Annotated in this window: 14 protein-coding genes; 10 read left to right on the top strand and 4 right to left on the bottom strand. The window is 72.1% G+C overall.

Annotated features, from left to right (window positions below):
* Positions 1 to 120: 120 nt before the first annotated feature.
* A complete protein-coding gene (locus tag ACFWTE_RS12155; protein WP_378779375.1) occupies positions 121 to 642 on the bottom strand; it encodes a PH domain-containing protein in 522 nt (173 codons plus the stop codon).
* Between the two features lie 133 nt (positions 643 to 775).
* Positions 776 to 1,636: a biotin--[acetyl-CoA-carboxylase] ligase gene (locus ACFWTE_RS12150; protein ID WP_378779374.1), complete on the bottom strand. Its 861-nt coding sequence runs from the start codon at positions 1,634 to 1,636 to the stop codon at positions 776 to 778.
* A 129-nt stretch (positions 1,637 to 1,765) separates the two neighbouring features.
* Between ACFWTE_RS12150 and ACFWTE_RS12145 the strand changes: the two genes are divergently transcribed.
* Together ACFWTE_RS12145 and ACFWTE_RS12140 are read left to right on the top strand one after the other, a co-directional pair.
* Positions 1,766 to 1,945, top strand: a complete 180-nt coding sequence (locus tag ACFWTE_RS12145; protein WP_378779373.1) for a hypothetical protein — start codon at positions 1,766 to 1,768, stop codon at positions 1,943 to 1,945.
* Complete coding sequence (locus ACFWTE_RS12140; protein WP_378779372.1) at positions 1,921 to 2,367, top strand: Uma2 family endonuclease; 447 nt, start codon at positions 1,921 to 1,923, stop codon at positions 2,365 to 2,367. The genes ACFWTE_RS12145 and ACFWTE_RS12140 overlap by 25 nt, the downstream gene beginning before the upstream one ends.
* Positions 2,368 to 2,434: 67 nt before the next feature.
* Here the strand turns inward: ACFWTE_RS12140 and ACFWTE_RS12135 are convergent, their stop codons facing one another.
* On the bottom strand, positions 2,435 to 4,996 hold the full coding sequence (locus ACFWTE_RS12135; RefSeq protein WP_378779404.1) for a phosphoenolpyruvate carboxylase: 2,562 nt from the start codon (positions 4,994 to 4,996) through the stop codon (positions 2,435 to 2,437).
* A gap of 337 nt (positions 4,997 to 5,333) precedes the next feature.
* Here ACFWTE_RS12135 and ACFWTE_RS12130 point away from each other — a divergent pair, with 337 nt between their 5' ends.
* The 3 genes from ACFWTE_RS12130 (at position 5,334) to ACFWTE_RS12120 (ending at position 9,034) form a co-directional block, all read left to right on the top strand.
* Positions 5,334 to 6,944 carry an acyl-CoA carboxylase subunit beta gene (locus ACFWTE_RS12130; RefSeq protein ID WP_378779370.1) on the top strand — a complete coding sequence of 537 codons (1,611 nt, stop codon included), beginning with the start codon at positions 5,334 to 5,336 and terminating at the stop codon, positions 6,942 to 6,944.
* Positions 6,941 to 7,180: an acyl-CoA carboxylase subunit epsilon gene (locus tag ACFWTE_RS12125; RefSeq protein ID WP_378779369.1), complete on the top strand. Its 240-nt coding sequence runs from the start codon at positions 6,941 to 6,943 to the stop codon at positions 7,178 to 7,180. Before ACFWTE_RS12130 ends, ACFWTE_RS12125 begins: the two co-directional genes overlap by 4 nt.
* 87 nt (positions 7,181 to 7,267) lie before the next feature.
* Complete coding sequence (locus ACFWTE_RS12120) at positions 7,268 to 9,034, top strand: acetyl/propionyl/methylcrotonyl-CoA carboxylase subunit alpha (protein ID WP_378779368.1); 1,767 nt, start codon at positions 7,268 to 7,270, stop codon at positions 9,032 to 9,034.
* Positions 9,035 to 9,075: 41 nt separating this feature from the next.
* On the opposite strand, the gene ACFWTE_RS12115 is transcribed toward ACFWTE_RS12120, so the two are convergent.
* Entirely contained in the window at positions 9,076 to 9,717 is a 642-nt protein-coding gene (locus ACFWTE_RS12115) for a Uma2 family endonuclease (protein ID WP_378779367.1), read from the bottom strand.
* 475 nt (positions 9,718 to 10,192) lie between these two features.
* Between ACFWTE_RS12115 and ACFWTE_RS12110 the strand changes: the two genes are divergently transcribed.
* From ACFWTE_RS12110 to ACFWTE_RS12090, 5 genes are all read left to right on the top strand, one after another.
* Positions 10,193 to 11,647 (top strand): dicarboxylate/amino acid:cation symporter, encoded by a 1,455-nt coding sequence (locus ACFWTE_RS12110; protein WP_378779366.1) that lies wholly within the window; start codon positions 10,193 to 10,195, stop codon positions 11,645 to 11,647.
* Positions 11,648 to 11,824: 177 nt separating this feature from the next.
* Complete coding sequence (locus ACFWTE_RS12105; RefSeq protein ID WP_378779403.1) at positions 11,825 to 13,087, top strand: chemotaxis protein CheA; 1,263 nt, start codon at positions 11,825 to 11,827, stop codon at positions 13,085 to 13,087.
* 147 nt (positions 13,088 to 13,234) lie between these two features.
* Positions 13,235 to 13,855: a PadR family transcriptional regulator gene (locus ACFWTE_RS12100; RefSeq protein WP_378779365.1), complete on the top strand. Its 621-nt coding sequence runs from the start codon at positions 13,235 to 13,237 to the stop codon at positions 13,853 to 13,855.
* Positions 13,852 to 14,595 (top strand): ABC transporter ATP-binding protein, encoded by a 744-nt coding sequence (locus tag ACFWTE_RS12095; protein ID WP_378779364.1) that lies wholly within the window; start codon positions 13,852 to 13,854, stop codon positions 14,593 to 14,595. The genes ACFWTE_RS12100 and ACFWTE_RS12095 overlap by 4 nt, the downstream gene beginning before the upstream one ends.
* Positions 14,592 to 17,438: an FtsX-like permease family protein gene (locus ACFWTE_RS12090; protein ID WP_378779363.1), complete on the top strand. Its 2,847-nt coding sequence runs from the start codon at positions 14,592 to 14,594 to the stop codon at positions 17,436 to 17,438. Before ACFWTE_RS12095 ends, ACFWTE_RS12090 begins: the two co-directional genes overlap by 4 nt.
* Positions 17,439 to 17,547: the final 109 nt, after the last annotated feature.

The following is a 17,547-nucleotide window of genomic DNA, read 5'->3' as shown; positions in this document are numbered from 1 at the left end:
CCGGATGGCGGGGAGCAATCACCTCGTCACCGTGCCGTGACGCGGCGCGGATCACCTTTAGCTTACGCCTGTGGTCACTCCTTGAAGGAGGATGGGCGCGCGCCGGAGGCGAATGGTCGGTCACCCCCGTGGTCCCGCCGGGTACTCCGGCCGCTGGGCGACGTCGACCTGCCTGTAGATCTCCGCCTGGAACCACTCGGGTCTGGGCACCCGGCGCAGGACTATCCCCTCCTGCTCGGAGGCCGACTGCACGGACAACGTGCCGTACCGCATGATGCGTTCCCACAGGGAGATGTCGAACGAGACGTCGTTCACCCGGGTGAGGGGCATGTCGCGGCCCTGCTTGGAGATGAGGCCCTCGCGCACCATCAGCCGCCGGTTGGACAGGATGTACACGGTGGTCGCCCACTTGAGCACGGGGACGAGCCAGAAGACCAGCGCGGCGACCACCGCGACGGCGACGACGACCCCGGCCGCGATCAGGCTCCACTCCTCGTCCCAGGGCACGAACCACAGGGCGGCACCGGCGACGGCGACGATGGCGAGGAGTGCCGCGCACTCGCCCACCAGCAGGGTCCAGTGCTGGCGGACGACGTGGACGAGCTCCTCGTCGTCGGAAAGATAACGGTCCGCGATAGCCATAACGGTGATGATGGCACAAGGCGGTCGACGGTGGGAGTGCGAAGAAGCGCCCTTGTGGACAACCCCGGCCACGGCCGGTCGCCCGGCCGCCCGCGGACGCCCCGGCCGACGGACCCGCGGGGACGGGTCCTGGTCAGTCGCCCGGGCGTACGTGGACGACGTCGCCCGCGCTCAGCGCCCGCTCCCCGCCCGGCCCCCGCACCAGCAGGCGTGCCTCGGAGTCCACCCCTGTCGCGGTCCCCTCCAGCGTCCGCCCCCCGGGCAGGTGGACCCGTACCCGGCGCCCGATGGTGGCGCACATGTCCCGGTAGACGGGGGCCAGGCCGGCTGCCTCGGCGTCGCCGCCCGCCGCGGCCCACACGGTGTACAGCTCCTCGAACTCTCCCAGGACGGCGGCGAGCAGCGCGTCCCGGTCCAGGGCGGTGGAGCCCTCCCCCCGCAGGGAGACGGCGTTGTCCACGGGCAGCTCGGAGCGCGCCTGGGACACGTTGAGGCCGATGCCGACGATCACGGCGGGGCTCCCGGAGGAGAAGTCGACCTCGGCGAGGATGCCCGCGAGCTTTCCGTCGGCCCTCCCGGCCCCGGCCCGCAGCCCGGCGGGGACGATCACGTCGTTGGGCCACTTCAGGGACGCCTTCACCCCGGCCAGGCGGCGCACCGCACCGACGCCGGCCACACCCATGAGCGGGGACAGCCAGCTCAGGTGGCCGACGGGCGCCATGGGCCGCACCAGGAGGGAGACGGTGAGGGCGGCGCGCGGGGGGACGCTGAACCCGCGCCCCAGCCGTCCCTTCCCCGCGGTCTGGTGCTCGGTCACCAGGACGCTCCCGTGCGGGGCCCCGGCCGCGGCCCGCGCGGCCAGGTCGGTGTTGGTGGACCCGGTCTCGGGCAGCACCTCGATCCGCCGCCACAGTCCGCCCGGCCGGACGAGGACGGCGTCGAGCGCCGCCGTGTCGAGCGGCGGGCGCGGGAAGGACTCGGGTTCGCTGGTCATACGCCCATTACAGCAGCGCCGAAACCCGCTCCGGGCACCTCTGTGCGCAGGAAGCCCGCCGGTTAGTCTGAAACCAGCACATCGGTGATCGTGCTTCGCCAGGTTCAGCTACCGGAGGTGACGCGGCAGATGAGTATCGCGGCGGTGGAAGGCGAGACCCTGCTCTCCTGGCAGTTCATGTTGCGCACCTGGGAAGAACTGGACGTGCCCGAGGGATGCCGGGCCGAGATCATCGAAGGCGCGCTCATCCTCGTGGCCCCCCGAAGCCCGAACACAGCCAGATCGTGTGGCAGATCAGCAAGGCACTGACTCGTGAGATCCTGCGCGATGGAAGCCGGATCGCGGAAGCAGGGGTCCACCAGACCGTGGACGTGCGTGTGCCGTTGCGGAGCAGCCTGTATGTCCCCGACCTCCTGGTCCTACCGCATCCCGTGATGGAGTACGACCCGGGGAACCTGGTCTCCGACGCACTGCTCGTGGTCGAGGTCACGTCCAAGAGCACGGCCGACCGGGACCGCAAGCCCAAGCTCTGGGGTTACGCCAACGCCGGTATACCCCTGTACCTGCTCGTGGACCGCTGGGACCCGGAGTCGGACAGGAGCGAGGTCACCCTCTTCTCCGGTCCGGAGAACGGAAGGTACACCAGCGCGACGAAGGTGCCGTTCGGCAAGGAGATCCGGCTTCCCGAGCCGTTCGGCATCACACTCGACACCGGCGGCTTCCCCGAGTAGCGGACTCCGGGGCCGACAACGGCGCCCCGCATCCCTTCCGGGTGCGGGGCGCCGTCGCGTGCAGGGGTCAGCCGGTGTTCTGGAGCCCGGCGGCGACGCCGTTCACGGAGAGCAGGAGCAGCCGTTCCAGGTGCTGCTGGTCCTTCTCCGAGAGCGAGTCCGCCTCCTCGCCCCGCAGCGTCTCCAGGGCGCGCAGCTGCAGGTGGGACAGCGCGTCCACGTACGGGTTGCGCAGGTCGACCGCCCGCGACAGCACCGCCCGGTTCTCCAGCAGGCGGCTGTGCCCGGTCACCCGCAGGACGAGGCTGCGGGTGAGGTCGTACTCGTCCAGCACCCGTCCGGTCAGCTCCGGCCGTCCGCCCAGCGCCAGGTAGCGCTCGGCGATGGCGCGGTCGGTCTTGGCCAGGCTCATCTCCGCGTTGTCGAGCAGGGACGCGAACATCGGCCACTCGCGGTACGCGGCCTGGAGGGCGGACACGTCCTCGACCGCGGCCAGGCCGGTGCCCAGTCCGTACCAGCCGGGCAGGTTGACCCGGGTCTGGGTCCAGGCGAACACCCACGGGATCGCGCGCAGGTCGCCGAGTCCGCGCGCCGCCCCGCGACGCGCGGGGCGCGAGCCGAGCCGCAGTTCCCCGAGCTCCTCCAGGGGGCTGACCCGGGAGAACCACAGTGCGAAGTCCTCGGTGTTGATCAGCTCCAGGTAGGTCTCCTGGGCGGCTCTGGAGATGGCGTCGGCGACCCCGCGGAACTTCTCCTCGGCGGAGCGCTCCCGCTCCTGCACCGCGTCGGTGGAGGCCATGAGCACCGCGTGGCCGACCTGTTCGATGTGGCGGCGGGCGATGGCGGGCTGGCCGTAGCGGGCGAAGATGACCTCGCCCTGCTCGGTGACCTTGAACCGGCCGCCGACCGACCCCGGCGCCTGGGCGAGCAGGGCGCGGCTCGCCGGACCGCCGCCGCGGCCGAGCGATCCGCCCCGGCCGTGGAAGAGGGTGAGCCGTACGTCGTGCTGGTCCGCCCACGCGGCCAGGCGGGCCTGGGCGTCGTACAGCCGCAGGGTGGCGCTGACCGGGCCGACGTCCTTGGCGGAGTCGCTGTAGCCGAGCATGACCTCGACACGGCGGCCGGTCTGGTCGAGCCTGCGCTGGATCTGGGGCACCTGGAGCATGCCGTCGAGCACGTGGGGCGAGGCGTCCAGGTCGGCGCCGGTCTCGAACAGCGGGATGACGTCGAGGACGGGCATCCGCTCGGACGGGAGGGCGTAGGAGGCCAGTTCGTGGACGGCGGCGACGTCCTCCGCGGTGCGGGTGAAGCTGACGATGTAGCGGCGGCAGGCCTCCACGCCGAAGCGCTCCTGGATCCAGGCGATCACCCGGATGGTCGCGAGGACCTCCTCGGTGCGCTCGGAGGGGGCCTTCCCCGCGCGCAGCTCCTCCAGCGCGGCGGCGTGCACCTCGCTGTGCTGGCGGATCTCCAGTTCGGCGAGGTGGAAGCCGAAGGTCTCCGCCTGCCAGACGAGGTGTTGGAGCTCGCCGTAGGCCTGGCGGACGGCACCCGCGTCGACCAGGGAGTCCTGCACGGTGCGCAGGTCGTCGAGGAAGGCGTCGGCGTCGGGGTAGGCCAGGTCGGCGTCGCGTTCGCGGGTGGCGCGCAGGCGTGCGGTGGCCAGCAGCAGGAGCTGGCGGTGCGGCTCGTTGGGTGAGCGTTCACCGGTCTCGGCCATCAGCGCGGGGTGGCCGGCCCGGGCGGCGGACAGCGCGTCGAGCAGCGCCGGGCTGGCCGGGGTGAGGTTGGAGTAGACGGTGAGGGTACGGGCGACACGGCCGCAGGCGCTCTCCAGCCCGCGCAGTACGTGCTCGGACTGGATGAGCATGGCCTCGCGGGTCACGTCGTGGGTGACGTACGGGTTGCCGTCCCGGTCGCCGCCGATCCAGCTCCCGTAGCGGACGAACGGTGCGGCGCGCGGGGGACGGACGCCGGTGCCCTCGGGGTCGATGGCGGCGTCCAGGCTCCGGTAGACCTGCGGGATGACGGAGAAGATGGTCTCGTCGAACGCGGCGAGGGCCGTGCGGACCTCGTCGAGCGGGTCGAGCCTGGTGTAGCGCAGCTGGGAGGTGCGCCAGAGCAGGTCGACCTCCTCCAGCAGGCGGCGGTGGGCATCGGCGGCGGCACTGCTGCCCTGGTGGGAGGTGTGCCAGGCGTCGAGGTCGGCGCTGATCCTCTGGATGGCGGTGGAGACGGCGCGGCGGCGGGCCTCCGTGGGGTGGGCCGTGAGCACCGGGTGGAACTCCATCCCGGCGACGAGTTCGTTGAGGCGCTCCTCTCCCCCGTCGTTCTCCCGGATGGCGCGCACGGCCGCGGCCAGGGACTCGCGGGGCGGGTTGGCCTCGTCGTCGCGCTCGCGCAGGGCCCGCATCCGCTGGTGTTCCTCGGCCAGGTTGGCCAGGTGGAAGTAGACGGTGAAGGCGCGGGCCACCTGCTTGGCGCGTTCGAGGGGCCAGGCGGCGACGATCGCCGTGATCTGCTCGGCCGTGACGGAGCCGTCGCGGGCACCGATCACGGCGTGTCGGAGCTTCTCGACATCGGCGAGCAGTTCCTCGCCGCCGCTTTCGGCGAGGACCTTTCCGAGCATCTCCCCGAGGAGTTTGACGTCATTCCTGAGTTGTTCGGGAACTTCCTGCCGGGCACTGTCACGTTCTGCGCTTACCGCTGTCATGGGCCCGACACTACAGAGATCGCACCCGCCGCCAGGTGCGCGGGGGCACTTTTCCGGCGCACTTTGCCCGAGCGTTAAACATTGTTGCGGAGAGGAAAAGAGGGCACATTTACTCACGCCGTTCCGGCGTCGCGGGGGCCGGACCCACGCCCTCCCCAGGGGCCCGGGCGGGCCTGTGCCGAACCCCACCTACTGGCGAGTAACCAGGGCCGCGTGCCCCCGTTCGGCACGCTCGCGGTTAACCTGCGTAGTTATGGCCACCGAAGCCCCAGAACCGCTGTCCGCGGACGAGATCGACATCCACACGACCGCTGGCAAGCTCGCCGACCTGCAACGACGCCGGTACGAAGCCGTCCACGCCGGGTCCGCGCGAGCCGTTGAGAAACAGCACGCCAAAGGCAAGATGACGGCCCGCGAGCGGATCGACGCGCTCCTCGACCCGGGGTCGTTCGTGGAGTTCGACGCCCTGGCCCGCCACCGCTCCACGAGCTTCGGGCTGGAGGGCAACCGCCCCTACGGCGACGGTGTCGTCACCGGGCACGGCACCGTGGACGGGCGCCCCGTGGCCGTCTTCAGCCAGGACGTCACCGTCTTCGGGGGCTCTCTCGGCGAGGTCTACGGCGAGAAGATCGTCAAGGTCCTCGACCACGCCCTCACCAACGGCTGCCCCGTCGTGGGCATCAACGAGGGCGGCGGCGCGCGCATCCAGGAGGGCGTCGTCGCGCTGGGCCTGTACGCGGAGATCTTCAAGCGCAACACCCACGCCTCGGGCGTCATCCCGCAGATCTCCCTCATCATGGGTGCCGCGGCGGGCGGACACGTCTACTCCCCCGCCCTCACCGACTTCGTGGTGATGGTCGACCAGACCTCGCAGATGTTCATCACCGGGCCCGACGTCATCAAGACCGTCACCGGCGAGGACGTCTCCATGGAGGAGCTGGGCGGCGCGCGCACCCACAACACCAAGTCGGGTGTGGCGCACTACATGGGCGCCGACGAGCAGGACGCCATCGACTACGTCCGGACCCTGCTCTCGCACCTGCCCGACAACAACCTGGAGGAGGCGCCGCTCCTGGCGCCCGAGGAGGACCGGGGCGACGGGGTCACCGACACCGACCTGGCCCTGGACACCTTCATCCCGGACTCGGCCAACCAGCCGTACGACATCAGGACCGTCGTGGAGGCCGTCCTGGACGACAGCGACTTCCTGGAGGTCCACGCCCAGTTCGCCACCAACATCGTGGTGGGCTTCGGCCGCGTGGACGGCCGCTCCGTCGGCATCGTCGCCAACCAGCCCATGAGCTTCGCGGGCTGCCTGGACATCGACGCCTCGGAGAAGGCCGCGCGCTTCGTGCGCACCTGCGACGCCTTCAACGTCCCCGTCCTCACCTTCGTGGACGTGCCCGGCTTCCTGCCCGGCACCGACCAGGAGTGGGACGGCATCATCCGGCGCGGCGCCAAACTGCTGTACGCCTACGCCGAGGCCACCGTGCCGCTGATCACCGTGATCACCCGCAAGGCCTTCGGCGGCGCCTACGACGTCATGGGCTCCAAGCACCTGGGCGCGGACGTCAACCTGGCGTGGCCCACCGCCCAGATCGCGGTCATGGGCGCCCAGGGCGCGGTGAACATCCTGCACCGGCGCACCCTCGCCGCCGCCGACGACGCCGAGGCCGAACGCGCCCGTCTCGTCGGCGAGTACGAGGACACCCTGCTCAACCCCTTCTCCGCCGCGGAGCGCGGGTACGTGGACGGCGTCATCATGCCGTCCGAGACACGGGACCAGATCTCCAAGGCCCTCAGGGCGCTGCGGAACAAACGCAAGCAGCTGCCGCCCAAGAAGCACGGGAACATCCCGCTGTGAGCGCGCCGAGGAAGGCGCCGCACCCGGCCCCGCACCTGGTCGTCGTCCGGGGCGAGCCGACCGCCGAGGAGGTCGCGGTCCTCACCGCGGTCCTCACCGCACGGGTCAACGCCGCCCGCGCCGCCGCCGACGCGCCCGAGGAGACCCCGCGCCCCTCGGGGTGGGGGGACCGCTCCCGGGGCTTGCGCGCCCCGCTGCGCCCCGGGCCCGGCGCCTGGCGCCTGAGCACGAGGTGACGTCCTCCGTGCTCCACCACCACCCAGACGTCGCAGGGAGCGGCCGGTGCTCCTCCGCCCCACGCCACAGCAGAAGGACTTCCCACCGTGCGTAAAGTACTGATCGCCAACCGCGGCGAGATCGCCGTGCGCATCGCCCGCGCCTGCTCCGACGCCGGGCTGGCCAGCGTCGCCGTCTACGCCGAGCCCGACCTGGACGCGCTCCACGTCAAGCTCGCCGACGAGGCCCACTCCCTGGGCGGATCGACCCCCGCCGACTCCTACCTGGACATCGCCAAGCTCCTGGCCGTGGCGGCGTCCTCGGGCGCCGACGCCGTCCACCCCGGCTACGGGTTCCTGGCCGAGAACACCGACTTCGCCCAGGCCGTCATCGACGCCGGGCTCACCTGGATCGGCCCGCCCCCGTCCGCGATCACCGCCCTGGGCGACAAGGTCCAGGCCCGCCACATCGCGCAGAAGGTCGGCGCCCCCCTGGTCGCGGGCACCCCCGACCCGGTGGAGTCGGCCGACGAGGTCGTGGCCTTCGCCACCGAGCACGGGCTGCCCATCGCGATCAAGGCCGCGTTCGGCGGCGGCGGGCGCGGACTCAAGGTCGCCCACACCCTGGAGGAGGTGCCCGACGCCTACGAGTCCGCGGTGCGCGAGGCCGTCACCGCGTTCGGGCGGGGCGAGTGCTTCGTGGAGCGCTACCTGGACAGGCCCCGGCACGTGGAGACCCAGTGCCTGGCCGACACCCACGGCAACGTCGTGGTCGTGTCCACCCGCGACTGCTCGCTCCAGCGCCGCCACCAGAAGCTGGTGGAGGAGGCCCCCGCCCCGTTCCTGAGCGCGGCGCAGACCGAGCAGCTCTACGCCGCGTCCAAGGCGATCCTGGCCGAGGCGGGGTACGTGGGCGCGGGCACGTGCGAGTTCCTGGTGGGCGTGGACGGCACCATCTCCTTCCTGGAGGTCAACACGCGCCTGCAGGTGGAGCACCCGGTGACCGAGGAGGTCACCGGGATCGACCTGGTCCGGGAGATGTTCCGCGTCGCGGACGGGGAGGCGCTGGGTTTTGGCGACCCGCAGGTGCGCGGCCACTCCTTCGAGTTCCGCATCAACGCCGAGGACGCCGGCCGGGGCTTCATGCCGGCCCCCGGCACCATCACCGACCTGCGGCTGCCCGGGGGGCCGGGCGTACGGGTCGACACCGGCTGCGAGGCCGGGTTCACCGTCCCCCAGGCCTTCGACTCCATGGTCGCCAAGCTCATCGTGTCCGGGCGGACCCGTGCCGAGGCGCTGGCGCGGTCGCGGCGGGCGCTGGCCGAGTTCGAGGTGGGCGGGATGCCCACGGTGATCCCGTTCCACCAGGCGGTCGTGGTCGACGAGGCGTTCGCACCCGCCGACCCCGAGCAGCCGTTCGGGGTGTACACCCGGTGGATCGAGACCGAGTTCGACAACACGATCGAGCCGTGGTCGGGCACCCCCGGCGAGGCGGGGGCACCGGAGCGCGAGACGGTCACCGTCGAGGTGGGCGGCAAGCGGATCGACGTGGTGCTGCCCGCCGGGCTGGGCGCCGCCGCCGCTCCGACCTCCGGCGGCGACACCCGCAGGAAGCGCGCCTCGCGCAAGGGCGGCGCGGGTACCGCCGCCGCGAGCGGGGACTCCCTGGTGTCACCGATGCAGGGGACCGTGGTCAAGGTCGTCGCGCGGGAGGGGCAGAGCGTGGCCGAGGGCGAGACGGTGGTCGTGATCGAGGCCATGAAGATGGAGCAGCCGCTGAGCGCGCACCGGGCGGGCGTGGTCACCGGCCTGAAGATCGCCGCCGGGGAGACCGTGGGCAACGGCGCGGTGGTCTGCGAGATCAAGGACGCGTAGGGTCCGGCCGCTCGGGGAGGCGCCGGTGGCCGGCGCCTCCCTCATGCGTCACGCCGGGTCGGGCTCCTCCTCCCGGCACGGGCGACGTCGGTCAGGTCGATGTCGAGGTCGCACGGCGCGCTGGTCTTGAGCCGCTCCCGGTGCACGGTCAGATTGCCGTACTTCTTGTTGACCGGATCGAGTTCGTAGGCGTACACCACCGCTTCCATGTCGCCCTCCTCCTCGACGAGCCAGAAGTGCGGGATTCCCGCCTCCGCGTAGAGCTGTGGCTTGCGCTCGTGATCACGCACCTCGGACTCCGGAGAGATCACCTCGACCGCCAACGCGACCAGCTGCGGTTCGATCCAGGTGTCGTGGATCCCCTGCCCGTCGCCTTCGCGGACGAGCATGAGATCCGGTTCGGGCCGCTGCCGCTTGGCGAGCCTGACCGTCATCTCCCGGTACGTCACCATGTCCTCGGAGATCTGGGCGTCCAACTGCTGTTCGAGCAGTTTGAGCACGAACATGTGAAAGCGCTTCTGGGGGCTCACCAGTACCAGGCTTCCGTCGATGAGTTCGGTGTGCGGCGGAAGATCCGGAATGCGGTCCAGGTCGTCGGCGGTGAAACCCTGCTGAGGGGGCCTCGGGATCGTCACCTCGCCGAATTCGGAGACCGGGCGCTCGGCCACGGTTGGAACAGACATGTCGCTGCCTCCGGTCGTCGGATCGTTCTCGTCGCCCACGGTAGCCATCGCTGTCACTCCGTCATGGTGTTTTCCGGGGATTGTTCCCCGGACCCGGCGTCGGCACGTGATCCTCGCCCCATCCGGGTGGAACGGCTGCCCCGAAAAGCCCACGGTGTCGACAGTGTGGCCTCTGGGACAGCAAGACGTCGACACCCATGTATGGAATAAGTAAGGGATCGAGGCTATTGTCCTTGATCGTGACGAACATCTGGGGACTGACACGACGGTGGCACATCGACCTGTGCCGTCGCGGCTGTCAGGCGTGTAGCTAGGTCCACGCGCGCCCGTCCGGGCAGCGCGCCGCTCCACCCCTCCCCTCCCGTCACCAGCCCCTGGTGATCCCGCCCTTCCCCGAGCCGGATCCACGCCCCACGACGCCGACCGCGTCGTCGTGCGCGCCTCCGGCTGCCTTCACCACCTGGAGTCACATCCCGTGTCCGCACAGAGCACCGACGCGCCCACGAAGCGCAGAGGCTTCCGTTTCCCCTTCGCGGCCCAGGTCCTCCTCGGCCTGGTCCTCGGTATCGTCCTCGGCGTCGTCGCCTTCCAGATCGGCCCCGTCGGTGAGGAGGGCGACCCGAACTGGCTCGCCGTCACCCTCCAGACCATCGGCTCGACCTTCGTCACCCTGCTCCAGACGATCGTCCCGCCGCTGATCGTCCTCGCCGTCATCTCCTCCATCGCCAACCTGCGCAACGTCACCAACGCCGCGCGGCTGGCCTGGAGGACCCTGCTGTGGTTCGCCATCACCGCCCTGATCGCGGTGGCCATCGCCATCGTCCTCGGCCTGACCATCCGGCCGGGCCTCAACAGCGCGGTCGACGCCTCCAGCGCGGGCGACCCCTCCGGCACCGGCTCCTGGATGGCGTTCATCGAGAGCATCGTCCCCGCCAACTTCCTCGGCCTGGCCGCGAACACCTCCACCGCCGACGACGGCACCATCAGCACCTCGCTGGGCTTCAACGTCCTCCAGCTGATCGTCATCGCGATCGTCCTGGGCATCGCGGCCGTCAAGGTCGGCAAGGCGGCGGAGCCGTTCATCAACTTCACCTCCTCCGCCCTGGAGGTCGTGCTCAAGGCCCTGTGGTGGGTCATCCGCCTGGCCCCGATCGGCACCGTCGGCCTGCTGGGCAACGCCGTGTACAGCTACGGCTGGACCACCATCGGCGCCCTCGGCAAGTTCACGCTCACCATCTACATCGGCCTCGCCCTGGTGCTGTTCGTCGTCTACCCGGTGATCACCCGGCTCAACGGCCTGTCCCCGGCGAAGTACTTCAGCGGTGTCTGGCCCGCCGTCCAGCTCGCCTTCGTGTCCCGATCGTCCATGGGCACCATGCCCGTCACGCAGCGCGTCACCGAGCAGAACCTGGGCGTTCCGCGCTACTACTCCGCGTTCGCGGTCCCGTTCGGCGCCACCACCAAGATGGACGGCTGCGCCGCGATCTACCCGGCGATCTCGGCGATCTTCATCGCCCAGTTCTTCGGGGTGGACCTCGGCGTCACCGACTACCTGCTGATCGTGTTCGTCTCGGTCATCGGCTCCGCCGCGACCGCCGGGACCACCGGCGCGACCGTCATGCTGACCCTGACCCTGTCCACGCTGGGCCTGCCCCTGGAGGGCGTCGGCCTGCTGCTGGCCGTCGACCCGATCCTGGACATGGGCCGCACCGCGGTCAACGTCGCCGGCCAGGCGCTGGTCCCGACCATCGTCGCCAAGCGCGAGGGCATCCTGGACCAGGCCCGCTACGACGCCAGCCCCGACGCCTCCGGCTTCGTGCCGCTGGACGAGCCGGCCGTCCCCGACACCGCCGCGGCGTCCGCGGAGGACGGAGCGGACACGGTCGCCGAGCGGGAGACCGCCGCGAGCGGAACCTCCGCCAAGGGCTGACGTCCCACCTCCCCGCGACCGGGCCCGCCGGAAATCTCCGGCGGGCCCCGCCGCGTACCGGGGCACGCATAGTCTGGTGAGAACGGGCACAGCGGGAACTGTGGGGGATCCTCGTTCGTCCGAGTCAGTGAGGAAGGCGAGAGGAACGACATGTTGCGCCGCTTGGTAACACCCGCAGTGCTGACCGCCGGTATCGCGGCGGCGGTGGTGAGCGCCTCGGTGGTGCCCGCCTCGGCCGACGCCCAGCCGGAGCTACCAGAGTCCCAGGCCGTCGTCGAGGAGCTTGAGGGCGACGGCGTCTTCATCGACCCGAGCATCGACGCGATCCCCTCAGCCGAGGAGGGCGCCCTGGAGGCGGCCTCCGCGGACTCGGAGATCCCCGTCTACTACGTGATCCTGCCGTCGGACGCGGTCGCCTCCCAGACCGGTCTCGACACCCTCATGGACCCGGTCATGGACGAGGTCGGCGACGGCGCCTACGCCGTCTTCGCCGGCAACCAGGACTTCCTGGTCCTCTCCCCCGACATCGAGGACACCGAGGGCATCCGGGAGATCGCCGTCCGGGAGGGCGGGGGCAACCAGGTCGACACCCTGGCCGCCGTCCCCGACGCGGCGGCCGAGCTGGAGGCCTCCGAGGCGGCCGGCGCCACCTCGGGCCTGGTCCTGCTCGGCGTGCTCCTCCTGGTCGTTGCCGCGGGCGGCTTCTTCGTCTACAACAGCCGCAAGAAGCGCGCAGCCGAGAAGGCCAAGCAGCTCCAGGAGATCAAGCAGATGGCGACCGAGGACGTCGTCCGGCTGGGCGAGGACGTCTCCCGCCTGGAGATCGACGTGTCCAAGGTCGACGACGCCACCCGCAACGACTACTCGCAGGCCATGGACGCCTACGACCAGGCCAAGACGCTGCTGGACACCATCCAGGAGCCCGAGCAGGTCCGGATGGTCACCAGCGCCCTGGAGGACGGCCGCTACTACATGTCCGCGACCCGGGCCCGCATGAACGGCGACCCGGTGCCCGCGCGGCGCGGCCCCTGCTTCTTCAACCCGCAGCACGGTCCCTCCGTGGAGGACGTCACCTGGGCCCCGCCCGGCGGCGCGCCCCGCGAGGTCACCGCGTGCGCCGCCTGCGCCCAGGCGGTGCGCACGGGTGGTCAGCCCGACGTGCGCCTGGTCGAGGTCGACGGCGAGCGCCGTCCGTACTACGACGCAGGCCCGGCCTACTCCCCCTACGCCGGCGGCTACTTCGGCACGGACATGATGATGGGCATGTTCACCGGCATGATGATGGGCTCCATGATGGGGTCGATGATGGGCATGGGTATGGGCATGGGCATGGGCGGCGGAGACGTGGCGTCCGAGGGCGACATGGGCGGCGGAGACGACTTCGGCGGGGACTTCGGCGGAGGCGGCGACATGGGCGACTTCGGAGGCTTCGACTTCTGACCCGTCCGCGTCGCACGACGCGTGCGGTACCGAGGACCCCGGGCATCGCCCGGGGTCTTTCGCGTGGCCGGATCGGGCCAACCCCTGGCGGGGTAGTTACCCGGTAACTATTGTGCTGTGTAGTTACCGAGTAAGTAGGTGTCGATCATGTCCGTTCGCCAGGGTTTCCTCGCCCTGCTCTCCCACGGCCCCAAGCACGGGTACCAGCTGCGCGCCGAGTTCGAGGCCCGCACCGGGGGCACGTGGCCGCTCAACATCGGGCAGGCCTACACCACCCTGCAACGCCTGGAGCGGGACGGCCTGATCACCGCCGTGCGCGACGGTGCCGCGGAAGCCCCCGAGCGCTACGTCCTCACCGGCCCAGGACACGACGAGGTCGAGTCGTGGTGGCGCAGCCCCGTCACGCGCGGCGCTCCCGCCCGTGACGAACTCGCGCTCAAACTCGCCCTCGCCGTCACCACCCCCGGCGTGGACGTCGACGCCCTGGTGGACGCCCAGCGGGCCGAGACCCTGCGCGGCCTCCAGGACTACACACGGCTCAAACGGACCGGGGGCCACCGCGCGGCGGAGGAGGCGGAACCCGACGAGGACCTCGCGTGGCATCTGGTCCTGGACGCGCTGATCTTCGCCGCCCAGGCCGAGATGCAGTGGCTGGACCACGTCGAGGCCCGCCTCTCCCGCGCGGCGGGACGGCGCGGGTCCGCCTCCCCCGCGCCCTCCGGGCCCCCCGCCCCGAGCCCCGACCGCACTCCGGAGGTGCGCGCATGAGCGGAACCGGCCCCGAACTCCTTCTGCTCGGCGCCGGCCGGGTCCACGGCCACGGGGAGACGGCGGTCGTGGCGCTCACCCGCGTCGACCTGTCGGTCTCGCCCGGAGAGCTCGTCGCGGTGATGGGCCCCTCCGGATCGGGCAAGTCAACGCTGCTCACCCTCGCGGGAGGACTCGACTCCCCCACCGAGGGGCGGGTGGAGGTCGGAGGGCGGGACCTCGCCTCCCTCGACGGGCGGGGCAGGGCCCGGCTCCGCCGCCGCCGGATCGGCTACGTGTTCCAGGAGTTCAACCTCATCCCCTCGCTCACCGCAGCCGAGAACGTCGCGCTCCCCCTGGAACTGGACGGGACGTCCACCCGCGCCGCCCGGCGCGAGGCCCGCGCCGCCCTGGCCGAGGTCGGCCTGGCCGGTGTCGACGACCGCTTCCCCGAGCACATGTCGGGGGGCCAGCGCCAGAGGGTGGCCGTCGCCCGCGCGCTGGTCGGGCCCCGAAGCCTGCTCCTGGCCGACGAGCCCACGGGCGCGCTCGACTCCGCCTCCGGTGAGGAGGTCGTGGCGGTCATCCGTGAGCGGGTGGACCGGGGCGCCGCCGGGCTGATGGTCACCCACGACTCCCGCTACGCCGCCTGGGCCGACCGGACCGTGTTCCTGCGCGACGGCCGGATCACCACCTCCACGGGCAGCCGTCTCGGACTGGAGTCCCTGGTGGGACCCGTGTCGGACGGGGAGGGCCGATGAGGGCGCCCCCCACCGCGCGGTGGCGCGCGGCACTGCGCCTCGCGCGCCGCGACGCCCTGCGCCACCGGGGCTCGACCCTCCTCGTCGCGGTCGTCATCGCCCTCGTGGTCGGCGGTGCCCTGGCCGCCGACGTCCTGCTGCGTTCCTCGACTCCCTCCCCCGAGACGTTCAACCGCATGATGCTCGGCGAGGCGGCGCAGGCGAGGATCACCTGGCAGATGCCCGGGGTGGTGACCCAGAGCCCGCGCGAGGACGTCGTGCTCGCCAGCAGCGACTCCCAGGAGAAGCCGTCCCGCGACGTGTACGAGGACCGGCTCCTGGCCCTGCTCCCGCCGGGCTCGGAGCTGGTCGGCGCGGCGTCCGGGGCGGTCCGGGCCTCGGCGGGCGACCGGGCGACCGGTGCTCTGGAGGCCCTGGAGGCGGCCACGGACGGGCCCCTCGCGGGGATGTTCGTCCCTGTCTGGGGGCGGGGGGCGGCCGAGCCCGGCGAGGTCGCGGTCAGCCTCGGCCTGGCCCGCCGCCTGGACCTCGCCGAGGGCTCGGAGCTGGAGCTGACCGACGGCGCGAAGGGCTCGGCGTCCGTGACCGTGGTCGGCGCCTACCGTGCCACCCGTCATCCCGCGGACCTCGTACTGGCCCCGGGGACCCTGGTGGACACGGGGGGCGATCTGGATTCGCCCACCGCCTCCGCCGTCTGGTTCGTCACCGGAGAAACCCCGATCACCTGGGACGACGTACTCCGGATCAACGAGGCGGGCTCCTCCGTGGTGAGCCGGGACGTGGTGGCGGCGCCTCCTCCTGACTCCGCGGTCCCCCTGCACTCCGCGCGCCCGTCGGCCGACCGGCCCGACTCGCTGGCCCCGTACGCGGGGTTCGTGGCGGGTGCCTCCCTGCTGGCCTGCCTGATCGTCGGACCGGCGTTCGCGGTGCGCGCCAGGCGCGAGGAGCACACGCTGGCCCTGGTCGCGGCCCAGGGGGCAGACTCCCGGACGCTGCGCGGGATCGTGCTCTGCGGAGCCCTGGCCGTCGGGGTGGTCGGCGGGGCGGTCGGCGCGGCCCTCGGCGTCGCAGGCGCGTGGGCGGTGGCGGCGGTGTTGCGGTCGCGCGGTGACGCCCAGTACCCCGAACTGGTCCTTCCGCCCGGCGACGCGGCTCTGCTCCTGGGGCTGGGTGTCCTCGTGTCCCTGGTGGCGGCCCTCCCTCCCGCCCTGCGCGCGGGGCGGACCGATCCGGCGGCGGTGCTGGCGGAGCGCCCGTCCGACCCGCGCGGACGGGGCTGGGGCCGCGCCGTGCTGTCCGCCCTCCTCCTCCTGTCGGGCACACTCCTGGTCGGGGGCGGTTTCGTCCTGCCCCGCGCGGACCTGTTCGTGCCCGGTGCCGTGGCCTCGGCCCTCGGCGCGGTGCTGTGGGCTCCGACGGGTGTCGGAGCGCTCACCGGGGCCGCCGGCCGCCTTCCGCTGGCGTGGAGGCTGGCGCTGCGGGACGCGGGACGCCACCGGGAGCGCACGACGGCGGCGGTCACCGTGGTCGCCTCCGCGGTGGCCCTCCTCGTGGCGGTGGCCGTCACGACGGCGTCGGCGGTGGCCTTCGAGGGGTCCGAGCACCACCCGCGTGCCGCGACGGGGAGCGTCCTGGTGCACTTCCCCGGCCCTGTCGGCGCGGACGACGCGGACGACACGGCGTCGGCCCTCACGGAGCACCTGCCCGTGCGCTCCCCGGTCACCGTCCTGATGGCGCAGACCCCGCTGTGGGTGCACCCCCTGCCCGACCCCGGGCAGCCCTGCCCCGACTGGGCGGTGTGGCCGCCGGTGAGCATCCGGACCGAACCCGTGCCGGACGAGGTGCCGCTGGACTCACCCGACTGCGCGCCGATGAAGCAGAACGGCGACCAGAACCGTCTGTCCTGGTGGGAGACCGAGGGCGGGATCAACCCGCTGGTCGACGACGGCACCCTCGTGCGGGCCCTGGACCTACCGGGCGCCGAGGAGGCGGCTCGGGCGCTGGAGGCGGGTCGTGTGGTCGTGACGCGCGACCTCGATCTGTGGTCGGACGGCAACGCGCGCGTGGAGTTCGCCTGGATGCGCGAGGGCGATGTGCCGGACGGCCCGGGAACCGGGTACGAGGGCCGGGTCCTGGAGGTGCCCGCCACCGCCGTGGACTGGCCGAGTGCCCAGTACGAGCTGATCGTCCCCCCGGCGTTGACACGGGAGTGGGACCTGGGGGCGACCGCCGTGGGGATGGTGGGCCCGGTCTCCCGCGCCCCTTCCGAGTCGGAGGCCGACCGCGCCCGCGCGGCCGTGCGCGAGGCGGCGGGGGCCGACCTGTCCGTGGAGAGTCCGTACTCCTCCCCCCGGACGCGACAGATGGCCCTGATGCTGGGGCTGGCCGCGGTGGTCGCGACGGGAGCCTGCCTGGTGTCGGTCCGGCTGGCCGCGGCGGACTCCCGGCGGGACGCGGTGGTCCTGGTGACCGTCGGGGCCGATCCGGGCACCGGACGACGGCTGGGTGCCGCCCAGAGCGGCGTCGTGGCGGCGGTCGGCGTGGTCTGGGGGGCGGCCGCGGGGGTCTGCGTCGGCGCGGCGCGCGTGGCCGCCGAGACCTACAGGGCGGGCTTCGCCAACCCCACGTGGCCCCTGGTCGTGCCCTGGCCGCTGCTGGCCGCGTGCCTGGCCGGGGTGCTGGGCGCGTCCGTCCTCCTCGCCCTGGTCCTGACACCGGCCGGGTTGCCGTTCGACCGCCGGGCGTACCGACCGCATCCGGCCAGAACCACTACTCCCAGTAATGAGGATGGAGTTCCGCGCAAGGTCGCCACGACTACCCGGAGCCATGATGACCGTGTGTAACGGCCTCCGCGGAGACCATCCGGAGATCACTGTCCGAACTGACTTTCCGTAGCCGGACACAAGTGGGCACACAACCACATTGGATTCGCGGTTGGGCTGGGGTATAAAC

This window comes from Nocardiopsis sp. NPDC058631, from assembly GCF_042716955.1.
Taxonomy (GTDB): Bacteria; Actinomycetota; Actinomycetes; order Streptosporangiales; family Streptosporangiaceae; genus Nocardiopsis.
This window is presented reverse-complemented; position numbering and strand designations above follow the sequence as displayed.